15 protein-coding genes are annotated in these 20,586 nt (G+C 45.8%); 7 read left to right on the top strand and 8 right to left on the bottom strand.

The features are described from left to right. Positions 1-116: 116 nt before the first annotated feature. Positions 117-7,388 (bottom strand): carboxypeptidase regulatory-like domain-containing protein, encoded by a 7,272-nt coding sequence (locus tag ACSQ8P_RS02205; RefSeq protein WP_436233706.1) that lies wholly within the window; start codon positions 7,386-7,388, stop codon positions 117-119. Between the two features lie 123 nt (positions 7,389-7,511). Between ACSQ8P_RS02205 and ACSQ8P_RS02200 the strand changes: the two genes are divergently transcribed. Together ACSQ8P_RS02200 and ACSQ8P_RS02195 are read left to right on the top strand one after the other, a co-directional pair. Further along, positions 7,512-8,960, top strand: a complete 1,449-nt coding sequence (locus ACSQ8P_RS02200) for an alpha/beta fold hydrolase (protein ID WP_436233705.1) — start codon at positions 7,512-7,514, stop codon at positions 8,958-8,960. Positions 8,961-9,196: 236 nt separating this feature from the next. Continuing rightward, the gene (locus ACSQ8P_RS02195) at positions 9,197-9,898 is read left to right on the top strand and encodes a response regulator (RefSeq protein WP_436233704.1); all 702 of its coding nucleotides are present in this window, start codon (positions 9,197-9,199) and stop codon (positions 9,896-9,898) included. A 2-nt stretch (positions 9,899-9,900) separates the two neighbouring features. On the opposite strand, the gene ACSQ8P_RS02190 is transcribed toward ACSQ8P_RS02195, so the two are convergent. Next, positions 9,901-10,638 carry a DUF554 domain-containing protein gene (locus tag ACSQ8P_RS02190; RefSeq protein ID WP_436233703.1) on the bottom strand — a complete coding sequence of 246 codons (738 nt, stop codon included), beginning with the start codon at positions 10,636-10,638 and terminating at the stop codon, positions 9,901-9,903. 120 nt (positions 10,639-10,758) lie between these two features. Between ACSQ8P_RS02190 and ACSQ8P_RS02185 the strand changes: the two genes are divergently transcribed. The 3 genes from ACSQ8P_RS02185 (at position 10,759) to ACSQ8P_RS02175 (ending at position 12,173) form a co-directional block, all read left to right on the top strand. Further along, the gene (locus ACSQ8P_RS02185) at positions 10,759-10,992 is read left to right on the top strand and encodes a hypothetical protein (protein WP_056610744.1); all 234 of its coding nucleotides are present in this window, start codon (positions 10,759-10,761) and stop codon (positions 10,990-10,992) included. A gap of 124 nt (positions 10,993-11,116) precedes the next feature. Beyond that, positions 11,117-11,752, top strand: a complete 636-nt coding sequence (locus tag ACSQ8P_RS02180) for a thiamine diphosphokinase (protein ID WP_436233702.1) — start codon at positions 11,117-11,119, stop codon at positions 11,750-11,752. A gap of 163 nt (positions 11,753-11,915) precedes the next feature. Then, positions 11,916-12,173: a response regulator transcription factor gene (locus tag ACSQ8P_RS02175; protein WP_436233701.1), complete on the top strand. Its 258-nt coding sequence runs from the start codon at positions 11,916-11,918 to the stop codon at positions 12,171-12,173. Between the two features lie 263 nt (positions 12,174-12,436). Here ACSQ8P_RS02175 and ACSQ8P_RS02170 read toward each other — a convergent pair whose 3' ends face one another. From ACSQ8P_RS02170 to ACSQ8P_RS02150, 5 genes are all read right to left on the bottom strand, one after another. Next, positions 12,437-13,357 (bottom strand): IS3 family transposase, encoded by a 921-nt coding sequence (locus ACSQ8P_RS02170; protein ID WP_436239432.1) that lies wholly within the window; start codon positions 13,355-13,357, stop codon positions 12,437-12,439. Positions 13,358-13,368: 11 nt separating this feature from the next. After that, the gene (locus tag ACSQ8P_RS02165; protein ID WP_436233700.1) at positions 13,369-13,689 is read right to left on the bottom strand and encodes a transposase; all 321 of its coding nucleotides are present in this window, start codon (positions 13,687-13,689) and stop codon (positions 13,369-13,371) included. Between the two features lie 244 nt (positions 13,690-13,933). After that, the gene (locus ACSQ8P_RS02160; RefSeq protein WP_436233699.1) at positions 13,934-14,437 is read right to left on the bottom strand and encodes a GAF domain-containing protein; all 504 of its coding nucleotides are present in this window, start codon (positions 14,435-14,437) and stop codon (positions 13,934-13,936) included. A 189-nt stretch (positions 14,438-14,626) separates the two neighbouring features. Further along, positions 14,627-15,892 (bottom strand): S-layer homology domain-containing protein, encoded by a 1,266-nt coding sequence (locus tag ACSQ8P_RS02155; RefSeq protein ID WP_436233698.1) that lies wholly within the window; start codon positions 15,890-15,892, stop codon positions 14,627-14,629. Positions 15,893-16,065: 173 nt separating this feature from the next. Continuing rightward, a complete protein-coding gene (locus tag ACSQ8P_RS02150) occupies positions 16,066-16,515 on the bottom strand; it encodes a hypothetical protein (protein ID WP_436233697.1) in 450 nt (149 codons plus the stop codon). Positions 16,516-16,795: 280 nt separating this feature from the next. Here ACSQ8P_RS02150 and ACSQ8P_RS02145 point away from each other — a divergent pair, with 280 nt between their 5' ends. Both ACSQ8P_RS02145 and ACSQ8P_RS02140 read left to right on the top strand, forming a co-directional pair. Beyond that, entirely contained in the window at positions 16,796-17,371 is a 576-nt protein-coding gene (locus ACSQ8P_RS02145) for an RNA polymerase sigma factor (protein ID WP_436233696.1), read from the top strand. Beyond that, positions 17,358-18,692, top strand: a complete 1,335-nt coding sequence (locus ACSQ8P_RS02140; RefSeq protein ID WP_436233695.1) for a hypothetical protein — start codon at positions 17,358-17,360, stop codon at positions 18,690-18,692. Before ACSQ8P_RS02145 ends, ACSQ8P_RS02140 begins: the two co-directional genes overlap by 14 nt. 192 nt (positions 18,693-18,884) lie before the next feature. Here ACSQ8P_RS02140 and ACSQ8P_RS02135 read toward each other — a convergent pair whose 3' ends face one another. Further along, on the bottom strand, positions 18,885-20,381 hold the full coding sequence (locus tag ACSQ8P_RS02135) for an HD domain-containing phosphohydrolase (protein WP_436233694.1): 1,497 nt from the start codon (positions 20,379-20,381) through the stop codon (positions 18,885-18,887). Between the last annotated feature and the right edge of the window lie 205 nt (positions 20,382-20,586).

The following is a 20,586-nucleotide window of genomic DNA, read 5'->3' as shown; positions in this document are numbered from 1 at the left end:
TACGCCAAAAAACCTTTACGGCAGCGTGATTACACACTGCCGTAAAGGTCAAACATACTGGCCTTATTACGGTTAAATCACCGCCAGCTTTTCCTATAAATGTAGTCTAGTTGTTCTTAATCTTTGTCTAAGGCTTGGATTAAACGGCGAATCATAGCCGCTGCTTCAGCGCGGGTTGCATTAGCTTGCGGCAGGAACTTGCCTGCATCATCCCCTTGGATAATACCTATCTTCACAGCTAAGTTCACACCTGCCTTTGCCCAATCCGCAATCTGATCTTGATCTGCAAATGTTTTGTTTACCGTCAGATCCGCCTGTTTCACCAAACGTGAAATCACAACAGCCAGCTCTTGTCGGCTGATTGCCGCATCAGGACGGAATTGTCCATCTGCTCCTTGGAAGATACCTGCTTTCTCTACGGCAGCTACGGCATCCGCATACCAAGCATTTGCTGACACATCTACGAAGGAAGACGCTGTATCTGAATTCTTTAATTGAAGCATTTGTGCAAACAATTTGGCAATTTGCCCGCGTGTCGTTGTACCTGCAGGATCAAATTCCGTATCCGTGGTACCATCAACGATATGATGAGACACTAAATATTGAATATCTTGTTTTGCCCAGTGGTTATCCACATCCATAAATTTGCGTTCGAATTTAGCCAACCCAAATGTTCCTGATGCAGAGAAGGATACATTAATTTCTCTACCAAGGTAATGTGGCGTACCATTAACAAATTCATATGCGCCTAGCAACTCAGGTTCATTCGAAGGCGTTGCAGAAAGCCTTAAGATCAATGGCTCAGCAGCTGTAAGCTCTTCTTTTTTACCGTTATTCTTCTTGCCCAAGCTAACTTGAAGCGTTTGACTTGAAGCTGTATAACCGACAGGATAAGTTGATTTACTCGGTTGCAGTACTAGCTCCAATGTCTCGTCGTCTTTTAAGACAAAAGCTTTGGCTGGAATCGTAACCTCAGCATCTTTATGCTGCAGTTTCACGATGTAGCCTTTGGATTGAATGGCGTTCCATACATTCCCTTTAACAAGAATTGTATCTTGTTTGTCAGTCAGAGTTACATGCACTTCATTATTCGTCACGGATTTGGATAAAGTAACGAAATCCAATTCCAGTTCATTCGAAGCAACGGAATTACCACCGCCACCACCAGTTTGCATCGGCTTTGCCGAAGTTACTGTCTTAAACGTATAACTTGTGTCAGCTACGAGTATGTTGCTGCCGCTATAGTCAAGCAAGTTGCCTTTAACGATAACTTTATATGTCGAACCTGACGCAAGCGCAGTCCGCGGTTTCAGCGTCAGCTTCTTACTTAATTTCTTCGAATCATCTTCGATAAACCAACCACTCTGGTTATTGCCATCCAGAAGTTGGGCATCTCGCAATGATAGATCTTCTTTGTAGCCCTTCATGTGCTGATACTCAAACGTAACATCAATCGGTGTCTCTTGCACTCCCTCAACCTTCACAAGCTGAATAACATCCGTATTCAAACTCGTTTCATCCATTGGGCGATCAAAGACAATATCCACATTCGAGCTTACATTAACATCCTGCGCATTGTTCGCAGGTGTGATAGATGTAATCTCTGGCGTTGTTGTACGTACTAGCGGTACATTCAATTGCGTTTCCGCTGGAGGCACAACTACGATCCGGGAAGTATAGTCTTCATAGCCTTCTTTGCTAAACAATACACGCCAATTGCCTTGTAGGACATCCCAACCGTAGCGGCCTTCAACATCCGTGGTTTGCGGGTTGATTTGACCATAATCGTCTGCATTCCAGCTAGTCCACTGCGTGTTATTTTCCTGTTGTACGACAGCTGTCACACCAGACACTCGGTTATCCATACTGCCTTCAAATACGTAACCAGATGGATCGATGAGCACGATAACTTCCATCAGTGGCACAGTAACACTTAGCCCATTCTTAACATAAGTGAGCGTAAGCATTTGCTCACCGTATGAGCTCCATCCATAAGGCACTTCGCCTGTAAAGGTTTTTCCATCACTAGATTTGGTCAATGGATACGTGCTTCCGATAAAGGAAATGGACGCCTCATTGACAGCCTCTTTAAATACAACCTTTGTTGAAATCGGCGTTTTCTCCGTAACCGCGAATGTAGCTACTGAAACTTTCGGATTCAACTTCACATCTACGTTCCAACCTGCTGTAATTCTAGCCTCATCAATCCCCGGTACGCCAGACTTATACTTCACATTCACAGCTTCCGAAGATTGGCTTTGATTATTTTCTACAACCTGTGCAGTAAGTCGAAGCTCAGCTTCATCCGCATCAGCTGCTACTGGCAATACAACATCTGCATACCACCAACGGCCTTCTGCTGTCACACGTCCCAGACTCATGGAGCCTGCAAAAATTTCCACCGTAGATCCCGGCTTTGTCGACCCGTATACTTTGATCTTCTTATCCCCGGTTACAGCCGGTGCATTCAAAGTCACATACAATACATTTGAAGTAGCGATCTGTGTTGGCTCTTCTTTGTTCCCGTTAATGACCGGGTAAGCAGATGTACGAATCGAAGCTTCATCCGCTTGATCGACGAGAGCCTTAAAGCTGATCTCACCGCTTCCCCCCGCAATAACATCTCCGGCTGGAACTTGAAGTACGCCGTTTGTTGCCGTTGCATTTACTATTTTGCCATTCAATTCTACAGAACCATTGACCAACTTCACATTGGACGGCAGTTCAAAACTCCAGATCGTGCTGACAGATGTGGACGTATTATTGTTCTTATATTTCAAACTGTAGCTAAATTCTTTCCCTAAAATAACTGTAGCTACAGACGGAGCAAAGCTATTACCTTCTCCGAAGAAGTGTCCACCTTGTGACTGTAGAACGATGGTTCGTTGGTCTGCGCTTGTTACGAGATTATTCTCATAGCTCGGATAACCATACAAGGAAGCACTGAATTTGTAGGTTCCTGCGGACAATCCACGAATTTTGAAATAACCATCGGCATCGGTTCTTGCCCATCCGCTGTTCTTGCTGTTGCTTGCATATACACTCACATATTTCAGCGGTTTGTTGTCTTTATCAACAACCTTACCGTGTATGAATTGATCATTTTCAAGCGTAATCAACGGAATTTGGTGATCGGTAACCTGTTGCATCGCCGTATTATCCGTAAATCCAACAGCATGCACCGAAATCTGAATTTGATTCGATTCACTCAATCGATCCAGTCTGTAGCTGCCGTCCGCATCCGTACGCGCATACGCGTAAGATGATCCTGCATACGCAGATACATCAGCACCCACGACTGGACGTCCAGCTTCATCTACGATCCGACCGGTATACACAACCGAAGGCTGAAGCGCAACCTCAAGCGTCGAAGTTCCTGTAACAACGGTTACTTGGGACTTGTTCACAGGTTGAAGGCCAGGTACGGAAACGTTAAGTGTGTAGTCATTTGCAGCCGCAATCCCAGGAAGCGAAAGAGTGCCATAATATCCGTATACTTTCTGAGTAACCGTTGGATCTGCACCTTCCAGCACAAGCAGTGGATTCGGCACATAGACACGTTCCGATACGGTCATGGATTGATTGTACCCATAGAGATAGCCTGACTCCCAACCAAATGATTGAGAAGCTGTGGAACTATAAAGATAATAAGATTCCAACTGATTCGTTTGAGCACCCTCTGGCATGAAGAGCTTTAACGTAACATTGGCAATTCCTTTGATCTTTTTGGCAACTGAGATCGTTACCGGATTTGTTACGTAATTGGAAACTTCATCTACGTTAAATGTCGTTTTCGTTTCTTCATATAAGCTATCGCCTATAATGGAAATGGTATAACTGCCTGGCTTTAATCGCCTAAGCTCCGATTCACCAGAGTAGGTCGCGAAGTAACCGTCCTGTCCGATATACCCTTCTTTGTTGACAGAACCTGAGATCGAAACGTGCAGCGATCTGGTTACAGGTACCTGCGTTCCTTGTTCTAGCAAACGAAGCTTCACGTTCTGCAGCACTGGTAATTTAACTATAATACCCGTCTGTTTGACACCAAGCTCAGTTGTAATTCCCTGAACCACATCTGTGTAGCGGTCTGTGCCTGTGCCAATCACATTGATTTTAACGGAACCGCCCGGCAGACCTGCTGCCGTAAAATTGCCGTTGGCATCCGCATTTACTTTCACGTACTGGCCACCAATGATAAATTCTATATCCGGTTTGTCTGTGACAGCTGCATCGCGCTGCTTAATGGTACCTGCCAGCGTTGCGCCGACTTTCTTGTTCAATTCAACTTTCTTCTCATCCGAGTTCGTTCCGTCTCTCGTCAAATAAGCTTTAACCGAAACAATCTCGGTCACACCTTCTTTAATCTCGAATGTACCTAGGTACTTGCCTTGGCTAGGTGTAAGAACGACCTCCTCCGTGAGCACCTCTGTACCCGTACCTTTCTTGAAAGAAACCACCGCTTTCGCGCTAATTCCATCTCCGATGGATCCAGTCAGTTCGATAGGCATTTGGCTGCCCATTTTGAGAAGTCCAGCTGAGCTTTGAACTGTGGATGTTTTCACATCCAGCTGTGACACAGCAAATGCTGGAACAGCAAAATGAATAATGCTGGATTCCGTGCTAATGCCCTTACTATTTACTGCAACAACCTTAAGATCGTAGATCTTGCCAGGTTGGGCCTCTGCGTAAGTGAAGGATGTACCCGTAACATTGCCTTTGATTTTGACCAAAGTTTGACCTTGCTCTGCTGCATAGACGTCGTAATACGACGCTCCAGACACGGCATCCCAAGTCAGCTTAAGCCCTTGGCCAGCGAAAGTTGCTTTCGGATCCGGCTTGCCCGGAGGAGCGTTCGGATCGCCTACAGAATAAGGCTGAGAAAATGCAATTTCTTGTCCAGGTCCAATCGGTAATTGGTAGGTTAACAGATAATTGCCGTTTTTGTCAGGAATCTCTGCATAAACCGAATCCGAATAAGAAGAATCCGATTTTATCACAACATTGCCGCTCTCATCTTTGACGGTAAGCGTCCCTGGGACGGAATTATAGTAGGAATACCCTCCGTCATCATAAGGACCTTTCCCCACAATTGCAGTGCTAAACGTTTGATAACTGTTGCCTTGCTTTACGAACACTTGATTAAGATTCAAGTCGCCGGCTTTGATGATTGCCGATGTGTAGAGTAACGTCCGATCAGGATTCGTATAGTCATAGGTCTGGATTGGACCGAAAACGCCTTGAATATCATCATTAAAGCTCAAGCTCGTAGCTTCTGAGTAGACTCTTCGTTCCGAACTCCATATGTAGCGCCACGGTGTTTCGTAGTCCGCTTTCTTAACCTGAGAAAACTGGAATCGATATTCGCCTGGCGTCGTATACAATTTCGTTAGCTTATTCTCTTCCGTTTTACTGGTTGATGGCAAGATAGACGAGTAGGAATAATTGGATTTAAGCACACTGACCATTTCGAAGGGAACGTTGGTTTGACCGTTCTTCAATTCCACTGAAATGAGGCTGTTAGCCAACTCAGCAAAACTTACGATGTTCTGCTCTTGTGCCGGAATCGTAACCGACTTATTGTAATGATACGCATTCGTTGAGCCATCTGTACCAACAAGTGATGCCTCCAAAGTGGTAGGCGTACTTAATAATACACCTGGCGCTGAGAATGATACCTGGTCATTCAAGGCTGTTATTGGTAGAGATAAAACCACATTTGCCATTTGGGTAATCGATGTTCCGTCCAGAGAGAATACCGTCCGAACAAGTCCGCTTTGCAGCGGCAGCGATTGTAGATTCTGCATTTGTTCGCCTGTGAAAGTTTGGTCTACCAGATAACCGGCAGTTGGACTCCCAGTCGAACTCGAAATTAGAAATGCAGCCACTATTCGGTATTGACGTGCAGGATTAATCTCTTTATAAAATTCGAGACTGCCGCCAGATATAGTTTGACTAGCTGTCACACGACTGCCGTCGAGTTCAATAATTGCCCCTCTATTTAAGTAACTGGTGGAGTAGCCGGAAGGTAGTTGAACACCAATTGACTTCGTGCTGTTGTTTTGTCCAATCTGAATGGACTGATCCAAGGATAAAGACACGACATTGGTAGGAAACAACTGCCTATTCAATTTAAGACGATATGTACCTTGAGACACATTATTGATTTGAATCGGATATGAGATTTGTCTTATCCCTGAGAGGGTTCTCAGTAATGTGCCATTCTGGCTAAGCTGATACTCCAAAATCGGGTCATTCCAATCAAGCGCTTGTACGACACCATTAGGATCGATGCCAGTCCCTGCGCTGTTGAGCGAAGATCGGACCGGTGTTCCGTTCGTACCTAACGTCTCATTCCAGAGTCCCTTCTCTTGCATAGACGTGCTGAAAGCGCCCGCTGGTAGTGAATCTACGAATTGCAATTGATTATTGTATCTGTCAAAGTAATAAGCATATGTGTAGTACTCGCCATTTCCATTGCTGTTTACATAGGAGACTTTCCCTTGAAATGTGCTGTCCAGTTGTAGAGTTATGTTTTCAGTAAAAGAAATATTGCCTCTTGAAAAAATATATCTCGTATTATCTTTTAAGACACTAAAATTTACACTGCCTATCATGCCTTTGCTAACATAGCCTACTCGAGCCTGAAAGGCTGATCCAATGTTTTGCAATCCAAGCGATACCCCTGAGTTATCATAACCCGTCGGTGGTGTAACCTTGACCGTCTCACCGCCGAAAGAAATGGATTGCCCGCTTTGCACATCGGCAGGAATGTTTGCCTCTAGCATATAAGTTTCTGAATAACCTTGTGTCACTAGAGATGCATATGCTTTAAATCCTGCGTTGGAAGCTACCCATGCTGTCACTTCACCTTGCTCATTGAATGGACGGGTATACATAGGGTAGGATACCTTATCTGTCTTGCCATAAATATCTGTAGGCATCAGCAGCAAATTACCTGTTGCTTCTTTACCATGTGTGAATGTCAGTCTTTTTAATTGATCTTTGCCGAAATTCAAGCTGCTTATATCTCCACCTATAAAGCTATAGTGGTAAACAATTGCTTCACCAGAGGAAGATGTTCCTCTCACTTGAAGCTCATACTGCTTACCTTTTAAAATAAAAGAATTCGGGATGAAAATCTCCCCGTTACGAACCCTGGTAGTGAATGCCTGGTTCGTATAATACTGCTGTTCCCCGTTTGAAGAATAGTGCATGTATACATAGAGATTCACCTCTCCATCTTGCATAGGTGCACCCGTGTCATTTTCAACCTGGGCAATCAGACCATTGACTTCCTGAACCTCTGCGAACGCTGGTAAACTGCTGCCAAACAACAATATAACGGCAAGCGCAAGCTGTAACCAACGTAATGACGTCTTTTTACTCATTCCTCGCCATTCCTCCTTATACATAATTTAACAAAATTTCTAGTATTTCGACTTCCATCTTACTAAACAAGGAATTACAATAGCATTACACGCTAGCACTTTAGACACATTAAGGAGTTTGTCATGCGCCTTATTAATGATTTTTTTGATGCCCATTCCCCTTCTAACAGGCTAGAAGGACCTAAACAAGCTGTCGTACTTATTCATGGATTAGGGCTGAATAGCGCACTATGGGAGACTTTGACGCCCTATTTGTATGATAAATATTACATTATCACCTATGACTTGCCGGGCCACGGGGTTGAGCATGTACATCCGCTCCCTTTCACTTGGTCTGATATATGCGATCAATTTATTGCTTTTTTGGATAAAAACCGATTAGACACCGTCCATCTCATCGGCCATGGCCTTGGAGCCAATCTCGCTGTTAAAGCAGCTCTACGAGTCCCCTTACGTATACAGTCGCTCAGCTTGCTCTCCTTGCCGGGATTTATTCCATCTGAATATTTAAAACAAGGGATTGAAGATAGAATTAAGCTTATGCTAAGCAACGATCGCGCTAGTTTTATTACGCATATCCTGCCTTCATTGACGCTTCAGTATGAATCCGATGAAATAAGCTCGCGCATCTCTCAAGCCTACCAAAGTGTCCATACAGGGAACTATCTCAAACTCTTACAGTTGTTCCGTGAAAATGATACGATTGCTGATTTGAAGAGTTTGAGTACACCCACCATCCTTTTGGTAGGAGAGCAGGACCCCGTTTATACGCCAGTGCTTTCTGCTATAAGTGCCAGCTATATTCCACAAGGGCGCTTCCAGGTCATTCCTGGCGCCGCGAACCTCATTTTCATGGATCAGCCCAAGTGGACAGCTTATTGGGTTTGTAAACATATCGACACATCGTCTTCCATTGCGATCGATACCGAAAACGCGATGCCAGATACCACGATTTCCTTGCATAAAGTCATTCAATCGGGACAACACCTTTTACAGAACCGGCAGGAATTGGACATCCAATTTCTGCATTCGTTCCGGATTTGTGTAAATGGCGTTGAGCTTCCTACAGGCTGGAACAAACGGTTCGCCAAACAACTACTTCTATATTTGTTGCTTTTCCCCAATGCAACTCGTCAGCAAATGTACGACGATTTATGGCCGAATTACGAACTGAAGAAAGCACAAAATTATTTGCGGGTCTGCTTGAGTCATTTGAAGTCGTTACTTGAGCAGCATTCCGAAGGGAGTGAGTTTCTGCGTATCGACCGGGAACATATCACACTTCAAGGGAATATACGCTGCGATTTGCTCGACTTGATACATAACTTGAAAGAAGCGATGAACGAACAGAATGAGGAAGTGAAGGCCGCTCGTATCCTTCAGATATGGGAGAACCTTCCACGTCATCTTCTATCCGGCTACGTCGACGATTGGATTCTGGGGACAAGAGACAAAATAGAATGGCAGCTCACCGTTTTAGCACACTGGTTGAAAAAAAAGGGGAATCTCTCCGACATGGCTGTCAACTTCAATTACATAGCAATAAGAAACTTCTTGCATGAGGAGGAATAAGCCAAAGGTCGAAAATTAGCGAACGCTGTCAATTCACTTGCCATTTTGGATGACCCGAAACCTACTGTATACCTAAATGTATCAATTTAGCCCGCGAGAATCTACCTTTTGTCAATAAATGGATAGAAATTATTAGGAGAATCGTTCTATAATGTAGGTAATATATGTAATATTCGAGAGAGGGAAACACCCTTCTTACTTTAGGAGTTGTTTCATCACTGAGGGGGATTTCAAACATGGCAGGAGAAACCATTTTAGTCGTTGATGACGAGCAAGAAATTGTCCAGTTAATTCAACTCTACTTGGCGCGTGAAGGCTACACAGTAATCAGTGCCAATAACGGACATGATGTGTTTGGTATTGTTAGAGAACATAAGCCTGATCTCATTATTCTGGATATTTTGCTGCCAGGACTTGATGGTATAGAGGTGTGTCGTCAGCTCCGCAAAACGAGTAATACGCCAATCTTATTTATTTCATGCAAAAGCGAGGATATTGACATCATTCTTGGTCTTAGCATGGGTGGTGACGATTACATGACGAAGCCGTTCAGCCCAAGTCAGCTTGTGGCCCGGGTCAAAGCACATCTTCGCCGTAACTCCATTCGCGAGCAGCATCAGGATGATCCCCAATTGGTTAAATTCCCTGGATTAGAAATCGATCTCGTGAGCCACATCGTACGTGCAAATGGACAAACGATCTCCCTTTCAGCCAAAGAATTTGATCTGCTCTCCCTAATGGCCAAGACACCTAACCGTGTTTATAAAATCGAACACCTCTTTGAACTCATCTGGAGCTTGGACAGCATGGGCGATCCACGCACACTCATTGTACATATTAGCAATTTACGCAAAAAAATTGAACTTAATCCAGCTGAGCCCCGCTACATTATTACTGTACGAGGCGTAGGCTACAAATTTAATGGCTCCGCTGTATAAATTTATTTATTCAGCCAATCCGTTATGAACTGCTGAAGTGGCACCGCTGCCGCGGCAATGACAAGTGCAGGCAGCATGTTCGCCACGTTGATTTTCCTTATTTGTAAAATATTCATTCCCACACCAATCACCAACACGCCACCTACCGCGGTAATTTGAACAATCATCGCATCCAGAGACGCTTGGCTAAACGCCATGGCGATTACGGTTGCCAACAATGCAATCGTTCCTTGCATCACAAACACAGATGCGGCGGAGAAGATAACGCCAATCCCCAAGGTGGATGCGAAGATGATGGATAAGAATCCGTCGAGCAGTGACTTGGTGTATAAAATATCGTGATTATGCCGCAGCCCGCCATCCAAGGGACCTAATATCGCCATAGCGCCGATGCAATACACGAGTGTACAGGTGACGAAGCCTTCCGATATGCTGGTTGGCGCTGCTGGATGAGATGTCGGTTGCTTGCTCATCTTGGTCTGCAGCCAATCGCCAAGTTTGGTGAGATTCGCTTCTATCCGCATGAGCTCTCCGAGAATACCGCCAATCACAATGCTCATGATGACAATCACAATTTGATCTGATTTGAGTGCCATTGTAATACCTAACACAGTGATTGCGAGCCCAAGGCCCTGCAGGACTGTGTTTTTTATACTTTCTGAGATGCGGGGCAGCAGTATGCCTAATAATCCACCGATAATAATGGCAACTGCATTCACGATCGTCCCCCATAAAGCCATGCCTTTCATTCCTCTCTGCGTACAAGCTATGATGACCTTCTCATTCTACATGATTCTCCTCATAATTTCCTGCAACCTTGGAAATGGTAAGGATAAGCAACAGGAAAGGAGGCATGTTGAATGTCGAAGAACAAATCAATGGATCCCATGACTGGCGATACGGTCGAAACCGACGGTATTTATGCCAATGAGGCTGGACAAGAAGTCACACTTAAACGAGGTGATGAATTCCCCGCCGATCTGGTTCTAGGCCGTAGTACGTATGAGCTGCAAGGCTTTGCCGATGAAGCGGAGATTGATCACGATCAGTCGGAGCTTAACCCTATGCGTAAGCGTGTAGATGCAAGAACCTAAGCTTTACTAAGCATGCATCCTGCAAAAAGAAACCGAGCGGCCTCTATGGCTTCTCGGTTTTTTACTCTTCTGTGCTATACTAAGGGGAATACATTGGTTAATTTTTCCCCGGGGGATTCTTGATATGACACGCATAATGATAATTACAGGCGGCACACTTGGCGATTGGGCACTAAAGGAGATTCGCGCGGATGATATTCTGGTTGGTTCCGATCGTGGGGCCCTCTTCCTCATTCAAAACGGCCACCTCCCTCATATTTCGATGGGGGATTTCGACTCCGTCACAGCCGAGGAGCTTGCCCTTATTCGAGCTTCTAGCAAAGAATTCATAGACTGTGATCCTATTTATAAGGATCTGACGGATACGGAGATGGCTTTTAATTGGGCGCTGGATCAAAAGCCAAGCCAAATTCTGCTCGTCGGCGCGTTAGGCACGCGGTTCGATCATTCCCTTGCCAATGTGCATTTGCTTCGCAAAGGCATCGCGCATGGCATTCCCTGTGCGATTATGGATGCCAATAATCTCATAATGGTGATCGATCAACCCACTCGCGTGAGGAAGGGTCCGTACACACATACTTCCCTGCTCCCACTAAGCTTAGAGGTCACGGGGATCACGCTGCATGGCTTCCAATATCCCCTTCATCAAGCAACACTTGAAATTGGGATGTCGCTTGGCATCAGTAATATTCTCCTTGAGCCAGATGGTCTCATCGAGCTGTCTTCAGGTCTCTTGCTTGTGATTCAAAGCAAGGATTAGGGACCACTCCACCTTGTAATCCGGCAAAGTTACATGAAAATTTGGAAATTCGACACGCACTTCCATACTATAGGATTGCTTACTCTGTTACAATAAAGGATAAGCTAGACATTTATTGAGATATTGAGGTCGTTTAAGCATGCCCCCTGTTCAAGAGAATCTTGTGAGAAATCTTCTTCCTACCAAACTACCTTCTGTTATCACACACTTTGCATCTCGACATGTCCTTACAACGCGTGAAGCCGAAATTATTAGCCTTATCGCTTTGCGTGGTTATAGCAACAAAGAAATCGCAGATTATTGCTTTATCAGTGAGAAAACAGTCAAAGTGCACATCGAGAAAATCATGGATAAAGTCGGAACTCGATCGATGCGCAAGCTTCTATCAGCTATTATCAGCACCGACGCTTATCCTTCATAATGAGACCACAAAGAACCGCCAGTTGCATGAGCAGCTGGCGGTTCTTTGTGATATTGAGCGATGCGTTAGGGTGCGGCGAGCTGATGTGAGGCGAAATGCCCAGAGGTACGCGGACACCCCGACTAACTGGAAAAACTACAGCTAATCCTGCTGTTTTTCGCTAGATACGTAAAACAGATGGAAAACCCGGCTAGGCCCCCTTAATTTGGAGTCTTAGCCTACAGTAATTGTGCATTCTTAGAAAAGCTCACTATTTCGAGCGTTTACATGGAATTATGAAATGCCGAAGAGTCTTCCAGTGTCTTTACCCATTCTGAAAACTTGCTTGGAGGCATTAATCTCAAACTACCGTGCATTTTACGATTATTGTAAAAATCCATATAGTCATCGAGTTTCTTGTACGCTTCATCAAAGGTCATAAAATCTCTTTGACTGAAGAGATCACGTTCTAAGAGGCTATGGAAAGACTCGATGAATGCATTAAGGTTCGGAGTCTTTGGCGGTATGCGTTCATGTACCAAATCGAGGCTCTCACAGGTGTCTTGAAATAACTTACTAATGAATTGAGGCCCGTTGTCCGTTCGAACGACTGGTAATTCCTCACTAGCCGTTATACGGCTCTGTATTGCGTTCCATAATGTTTGGACGGCATGTTTGGCTTCACAAATCGGACCTTTGTATTGCCCAACAACGACGCGGTCAAACACATCAATAATACTGAGTACATAGAAGAAACGTTCCAGTCCAATGACATAGCCATACTTAATATCCATTTGCCAGAGCTGGTTGTGCCCTGTTATGGATCTATTTTTCGCTAATCTACGGGGATGTGTCTGAATTCGTTTGCGTTGTTTTTGAAGGATCCCTAGCTCTTTACACAAGCGATACGACTTCTTTTTGTTCAGTCTCACGCCATGTTGGTTGCGAATGCATTGTGCTAGAAGTTTATAGCCGTAGACATGTTCCTCGCCTTCAAGAAGCTCTAGAAGCCACTCTTTGATTTGTTCATCACTAACCTTATTACCTGTTTCTGTATGCGAGTAACCAGGCACGGGGCGTCCCATTACAGCATTTGTCGGGCATATCGGCCTAGATTGTGCAGATCGCTTTTTCCGATCATAGTATGTGGATTCAGACAATCCAAGTATGCGCAGAACCTTTGCAGTTGAATTTCCCCGCTTAATAAATAGATCTGCTACTTCAAATTTTTCAGATAAGCGGGGTTCTTCTTTTTTAGCAGCTCACGTAAAATCTCAATTTCTAGTTCCTTTTCACCAAGCACCTTACAGGCCTTTTCATAGCGCTCTTCAACTTCTTGTAGCCTTTGAAGCTCTTGCAAATGCTCGTCCGCCATAGGTATTTCTTCTTGTGGAATGGAGTCACGGTGCTCCCTAACCCACTCGCGAATGGTCTCAGGATGAATGTCGTACATACGAGCTAACACCCCAACCTTAACTCCAGCCAATGCTTCTTTAACAATTTTCAGACGTTCTTCTTGCTTCAATCTTTTTCCCATACCGGATCATCTCCCTTATCCCTATTTTAATAAAATGGGTAGGAAGACTCCAGTTTCATTAGGGGGCCTAAGAGAACCTACAGTTAATCCAGTCACCTCCACCGTTTTGGAGCTGAATGCTGGAATTTAGCTGTATATTATCCTGCTATTCTCTTCAGATCGATAAATTAGCGAGAATTAGCTGGATATTATCCAGTTATTCGCTATTAGACACCAATAATATCGCGCCGAACGCCGCCCTTCGTTAATTTTGATGCTGCATCGCCGCGGCGAGCTTTTGCACAAACTGCTCCAGATAGCGCTGGTCGACGTCATTGAACCGATTGAGGCTCGGACTGTCGATATCCAGCACCCCGACAAGTTCAGCTCCTGCCACAATCGGGATCACGATCTCCGATTGCGAAGCCGCATCACAAGCGATATGTCCCGGGAAAGCATGGACATCAGGAACAAGCACAGTTTCCATGCGCTCAGCAGCCGTACCACACACCCCTTTACCGAAAGGAATTCGTACGCAGGCTGGTAATCCCTGAAAAGGACCGAGCACAAGCTCCTTCCGGTCAAGCTGCTCATCCACCAAGTAGAATCCTACCCAATTCACGTCCTCTAGGAACTGCCCCAGCAATGCGGAGGCATTCGCCAGATTAGCAATACGGTTTGGTTCATCCTGTATTAATGCTTCAACTTGCCCAATCAGCAAGGTATATTGTTCTTCTTTTGTTCCACTATAATTCGATTTCGCAAACATCTGTCATCATCCTCTTCTGCCTAGTCTACTTTTCATCATACCAAATGAACGGCTCCCCGCCAAAAGATGTAAAGCGCAGCTTAGGGTCGCATGCAACAAAAAGGACAATCAGCTGAGTCAGCCGATTGCCCTTGATAAATCTTATTTTTGCCCGTAATACGCGTTGGCTCTTTATATGTACAGCATCATTTAAGAATGAATAATTGAGAAAACAATCGTCTTCCCATCGGACTCCAGCCGCGTTTCCACCGAATAATTGCCGATTTGTTTTGTTGTTGTTTCGAGAACACCCTTCGCTGCTGCGCGCCCGCATGCATCCGTAAATTGACGGTTGAAAATATCTGCATCATAACCGAATAGGAAATCCGTAAACTTGCGTATGCTTTCCGTATTACGAGCAAGCACCCCGTCCTCCAGTCGCACAGTGACTCCATAGGTCGCAAACTGTGGATCCAACCAGAGAGAAGCTTCATTGCTGTTGCGCGCTTCCGCCGTAGCTCCGCTCAGAGATTGCGCTTTGGCTTCTGAATTCCGAAATAGACGCAGCGTCGTTTCTTCCAGATCGTAATTCGTCCCGCGCAGCTTGCCTGCCCCTTCCATCACTTCGTAGGCTTGCAGCATGCGCTCATCTGGGAAAACGAGCTTCTTGTAGCTGCCATCCTTGGTTGGCACGACTTTGATGAAAGCTTCGTTATCGTTTTTCACGCTGACGCGCTTTGATTTCGTCTGCAAACGCGTAATAATTTGCAACGCTTCGGCACGTGTCACATATTGACCCACCCCGAAGTAGCCATTCGGATACCCTTCCATGATCCCCTTCGTCATCGACTCTCCGATAAACTTCTGCTGCCTGCTCGTTGCGCTCTGTAAATCTCCGAAATGAGATGCTGCTGCAAGACTATATGTCTCGTCCTCCAAATATTCCGTTTCCTTCAATAAATAGTACAAAATCTCCGCGACATCTTCTCGCTTCAATGAAGCTTTATAATCAGTGAATTGTCCTTTGCTTATAAAATGAAGATCACTTGCCAAATCCAAATATGGCTTAGCCCAGTAACCGACCGTGTTCGGCTTAAACGTGAAATCCCGGTAGTCCTGTTGTAAAATATTTTGATTACTGGCACTCAGCGTTTGCAAAAAGCTTGTCTTCCACTTCCGTTCCCCATTTGGGAACTTATCTGTGAAGGCTAGAAGTACAATTTTCACAAATTGATCTGCGGTAACGGTCTCATCCGGTCGGAATGTTCCATCTGGAAAGCCATCCAATAAACCTTGCTGTACCATTTGATCAATCGTCTGTTCCGCCCAATGTCCCCCAATATCCTTAAACCCTGCTGCCTCGCTTCTACCTTGCAGACCACCTATTGTTAATAGGCAACCGATCGTCGCAATTGTCAGCCATTTATTCCATCGTATCATCGCCAATTTCTCCGCTTCTGTCCTAATTTTCGGCACCAACTTCTACCATTCTCTAGGATAAGCCTTCTACTAGTCTTTGAGAACATGCTAAAAAGCCCATTCATTAAGGCAGAATAATCCCACCTTAACTGGGTCTATAGCCATATAAAAGGCCAAAAAGACCCTGCCCTCTACTAGGTAGAAAGCAAGATCCGCTATCGTGAACGTTATTATACTTTCTTTTTCGTACTTGCTACCGCTTTGGCAGAATTATAATAGCGCATCCAATCGACTATGTACATCATTTTAGCTAAGTAATCGGGTGCACTCCCCTGCAAATGACTGTACTGCTCTTCCTGCAGCAGCTGTTGCAGCTCGTACCCCTTCGTGTAGAGAGTCTTCGTGAACGCTTCTTCCGTCTGTGGCTTGTAGAGATCCGTTCCTCGGGAAAGCTCAATTTCCTCGATAATTGTACCCCGATAGTACGGGTAAACATTCACCTGCAGGCCCATATCGATATAGGCTAAACCTGTATATTCATAAGGAAGCCAAATTAAATTCGTCTTCTTGTCTTCTAGCTTCACGGTGTACACTAAACCTAAGTTCAGGGCAATCGGCTGCGGATAATTGCTTATTAGTCCGGATCGCAAATGATCTGCTATATGCTCAACGAAATTCATGCTGCTCTTCCTCTCCGAAGGATCTAGTCCTTCCTTCATATTGCGTGCTAAAGCGCTTCGTTGTCAAGCAAGTCCGCATACGTTCCAGTTTCTACTCTTATTCTTCTCTTTCCTAGGCATAATTTCCTGCCGATCACGATCTAGCTATTGGGCATGAACAGATCTACAAAAGAATACGCTCTGATGAGGCACAAAGGGGCAGCGGCTTACGAAAGATGTAAGTAAAGTTTTTATTTCGAATGATGAACTTTTCAGGAATAGATGCGTCTATATAGAAGAGGTGAGAGAATTGGAAACGACCGGTGTCCATGTATTTGATTATTTGAAGTACATTGCAGAAACAACAGATCAGAAGGTGATCCTTCGTAATTTGATGGAAACCTACGGGAATGATGTGTGGAATTATGCCTTCAGTATTTGTCGCAATAAAGATGCAGCTGACGATATTGCACAAGATGCTTTCTTAAAAGTATATCGCAATCTGACGACTTTCCGTGGTGAAGCTGCGGTAAAAACCTGGTTGCTTACGATAACCCGCAATACCGCTTATGATTATATGCGCAAAGCATTTTGGCGCAAGGTGACTCTGGTTGGATTCGTGCAATCGGGAGGTACCACAAGCTCGGCAGAAACAGAAGCGGTTGAGAATTTATATGCAAGTGAAATTTGGCAGAAAGTCATGACCTTATCCGCAAAATATAGAGAAATTTTGATTCTTCACGCACATTATCAGATGACCACCAAGGAAATGGCAGCTATTCTGGATATTTCGGAAGGAACAGTTAAATCCAGGCTTCACCACGCCAGACTTAAGGTACTTAGTCTGAAGGAGCGTGAAGCGCTTGAACACTCCTGAGCCGGATGACTTCCAGAAGCAATTGGAAGATGGGCCCCTTCAGCAGAAGGGGTTCACCTCCAAGCTTCAGCATGACATCGAGCAAACGATTCGACAGAAGGAGCGCAGCAAGTCCAAGGTAAAGCCTCTTCTCTGTGTCGCTGGTTTAGGTACTGTCTTGGCTGTTGTACTTTTTTTCCCATGGCATACGATGCATACACAAAGTGAGGCAGCAGCTCTCGAGGGGAAAATGATGCCGGCGGCAGTCACCGTCTCCACGCCCCCTCCTGCTCCCATTAGCACAGCCTTGCTTATTGGACTACGGACAGAGCATGAGTCTGCCGCAAGCGGCCAAGGGCGCGTACTGTCGCCGCTTCGTTACAGCACCTATCGAACGATGCTCATTGCGCCCGTTCGCGGGCAATTACAGAAAACCTCCGAAGGCGCTGGCATTTTGATGCCGTATAAGCAAAATTTCTGGAAAATCGACTCCCTCACACATATAACGAACAAAGGCGAGTCTCACTATTTATCTGCTCATTTGGCTGATCAGCCCGTCAAGCCAGAACGCTTCGCAGAGCCAGAGGATCAAGAGTTTAATCGCGTAGAAACACTGTTGTTTGCAGGCAACCAGTACGTCTCCATAGCCGAGTCGGAGGCAGCTTGGAATGGCAATGCTCCCTATCATGCGGATCGCATCTGGGTGCGCACACTCCCGCAATTGAAGGAAGCACGCACATTGCAATTCTACAAAAAGCCAGTGGACAAGAACCATGTGTCCTTGATGGATGTCTTTGGCACAAGTACGAGCACTGATCTTGCGAAGATGTCGAGCATTGAAGACAATGCGCTTAGTGAGGTTTCTGGGCAGAGCTGGACAGTGCAGCGTGAGCCAGGACAGTGGGTTGGCAAAGTTGCTGAAACGCCTAAAGCTGGTTTATCGAGACCTGATTCTTACGTACTGCGCAATTTCCCACGTCAGCTGCCGGATAAAGTCGTTAATCACGACGATATCTGTTGTTCTTGGAACAATATCAAGTCCTCGTGGCCGCAAGCTAAAGATGCGCTAACCTCCCCCTTGGACGATATGCTCGTCATCTTCGAGGGAGATACGCTCAAATTCTACTCCTACGGGCAAGCGCCCGGCAGCATTCCGCAGCTTACCTTAGATCTGGCGCCTGGTGAACAGCTCGTCATGGCTCAATGGGCCACAGATCACTACGTCCAGGAGTGGATCGACAAGGTCGGACGCTATCTATCCACTGAGACGGATTTCAGGCCCGTGGGTGCTACTGGGTCTGCGGCGGGACTGCAAATGGAAACACAAACCAAATCTCGCTAGAGATTAATAAAACCCGCTGGTCCTCCTGGACAGAGCGGGTTTATTGTGGTTTCGGCTGGGCAGGTGTTTACCAGCCTTCCGCATTATCTCCAATTCTGGCCATAATAGCTGCACTTTTTCCATCTATTCGACACCACAGGCCGCTCGGCTACCCTACTCCCCTGTGGCCCCCTGACTACCACTTCCAGCTAACTAGTCCTTGTCCTTGTACGCATCCATAAAGCCCTGAACAAACCGGGGATCCCACTGGCTCCCCTTCCCGTCCGCGAGAATGTCCATTGCCTTCTCGATAGGCATTCCTTTCCGATACGGACGATCGGACGTCATCGCATCGAACGCATCCGCTACTGCAATGATGCGGCCGAACACAGGGATATCCTGGCCCTTCAGGCCATCGGGATATCCGGCGCCATCGTAGCGCTCGTGATGCGAGCGCACGCCTGGAAGCAAAGGAGCCATCGCCTCAACAGGCTCAATCTGTTTTAAAATCGACTCACCCAGATCTGGGTGAAGCTTGATTTGCTCAAATTCCTCCTCGGTTAATCGGCCATCCTTCAATAGCACCGCATCGCGCACGCCGATTTTGCCGATATCGTGCAGCAGCGCTGTTTTGTTCAACCAATCGAGCTCTTGTTCGCTCAGGTTAACCGCTCGTCCAATCAACAAGGAGTACTTGGCGACGCGCGTTGAATGCCCTGCTGTATAGGCATCTCGCGCATCGAGAGCTGCTGCAAGTGTAGCGTAATAGCTGTGCAGGAGCTGATTGTTCATTTTTTCACGGGCATCGAGGCCCTTCACCATATGGTTAAAGCCCGCAAATAACCGCGAAAACTCATCCGAGTATAAGTCAGAGGCCCTTACTTTGAGATCACCGGACTGCACTTGCTTCATCACGCGATGTAAATCTTCAATCGGTTGTTGAATATCACTGGCCAGCAGGCGTGCTCCCAAAGACGAGAAACCAACGCCCAGCAAAAGAATAATCGCCGCCCATTTCCAATAATCAGCGATCAGCTGGGAGGAATCCCCGCTTGTGCTCAACCGAATTTGCGTTGCTAAGCTAAAAAGAAATAGCGGCATCGTACCAATGAGGAACGCACTCAACTGAAATTTGCGCTGAATCGACACAATGACGCGTCCATCCAACGAGACGTCTTCTCCATAAAGCCGCTGACCCAACTCGCGTATATGTATCAGCATGGGCCGAATGGCTTGCGCCGTCGTAAAAAACTCAAGTAACGCATGCATACTGGCAATCAGTATGGCCCCTATGCCCGCCAGCCCGATATAAAAAGCCGGCAATGTCAACCAACCCCATGCAATCCCTAAGCTCGCCATAGTCATTGCTGGAATCGATAGCCCCAAAAAGTGCGGCCCCATAATCCGCATCACCGACAACGCAGGAAAGCGATGTGTCTGTAAGTAGGCTGCACGAATAGTCGCCAGTGACGGCTTCTCTTGCCCCATCATTTCGCGAATAGGACTCATGTGTCGGCGAAATACCAGAAACTCCGCAAGCATCATTACACATAACGATGAAATCATAATAATAAACACACGGAACAACTCGACACCCGAAATCGTAAGTGTTGTCGAAATAATAACCCCGCCTACAACAAGAACAGCAATACCCGAACCCATCATATAATTTCGTAAAAGATCACGCAGAAATTTTCTGTATATCAGCATTTGTCTCCCCGCCTCTATCCAAACTATGCTTAGTGCGAAGTAGACTCGCATCCCCTCTATTGTATCGTAATCTAGTGAAATCTGCTTGATAACTCTAGTAAAATCGATTAGATTGCTAGCTATTCTGGCAAAAGGAAAAAGCCACGCTCTACAGCTAAGAGTGTGGCTTTGTTTGGTCCGTGTCCGCGGTTTTAGCGCCCCTTTC

The sequence above is a fragment of the Paenibacillus sp. LjRoot153 genome, from assembly GCF_964253085.1.
Classification (GTDB): Bacteria; Bacillota; Bacilli; order Paenibacillales; family NBRC-103111; genus Paenibacillus_E.
The sequence above is the reverse complement of the archived record's forward strand: the minus strand, read 5'-3'. Positions and strand labels throughout refer to the sequence as shown.

Excerpts from the sequence above, each read along its gene's own strand:
- ACSQ8P_RS02205 (WP_436233706.1), bottom strand. The coding sequence starts at position 7,388 with ATGAGTAAAAAGACGTCATTACGTTGGTTACAGCTTGCGCTTGCCGTT.
- ACSQ8P_RS02200 (WP_436233705.1), top strand. The coding sequence starts at position 7,512 with ATGCGCCTTATTAATGATTTTTTTGATGCCCATTCCCCTTCTAACAGG.
- ACSQ8P_RS02195 (WP_436233704.1), top strand. The coding sequence starts at position 9,197 with ATGGCAGGAGAAACCATTTTAGTCGTTGATGACGAGCAAGAAATTGTC.
- ACSQ8P_RS02190 (WP_436233703.1), bottom strand. The coding sequence starts at position 10,638 with ATGGCTTTATGGGGGACGATCGTGAATGCAGTTGCCATTATTATCGGT.
- ACSQ8P_RS02185 (WP_056610744.1), top strand. The coding sequence starts at position 10,759 with ATGTCGAAGAACAAATCAATGGATCCCATGACTGGCGATACGGTCGAA.
- ACSQ8P_RS02180 (WP_436233702.1), top strand. The coding sequence starts at position 11,117 with ATGACACGCATAATGATAATTACAGGCGGCACACTTGGCGATTGGGCA.
- ACSQ8P_RS02165 (WP_436233700.1), bottom strand. The coding sequence starts at position 13,689 with ATGGGAAAAAGATTGAAGCAAGAAGAACGTCTGAAAATTGTTAAAGAA.
- ACSQ8P_RS02160 (WP_436233699.1), bottom strand. The coding sequence starts at position 14,437 with ATGTTTGCGAAATCGAATTATAGTGGAACAAAAGAAGAACAATATACC.
- ACSQ8P_RS02150 (WP_436233697.1), bottom strand. The coding sequence starts at position 16,515 with ATGAATTTCGTTGAGCATATAGCAGATCATTTGCGATCCGGACTAATA.
- ACSQ8P_RS02135 (WP_436233694.1), bottom strand. The coding sequence starts at position 20,381 with ATGCTGATATACAGAAAATTTCTGCGTGATCTTTTACGAAATTATATG.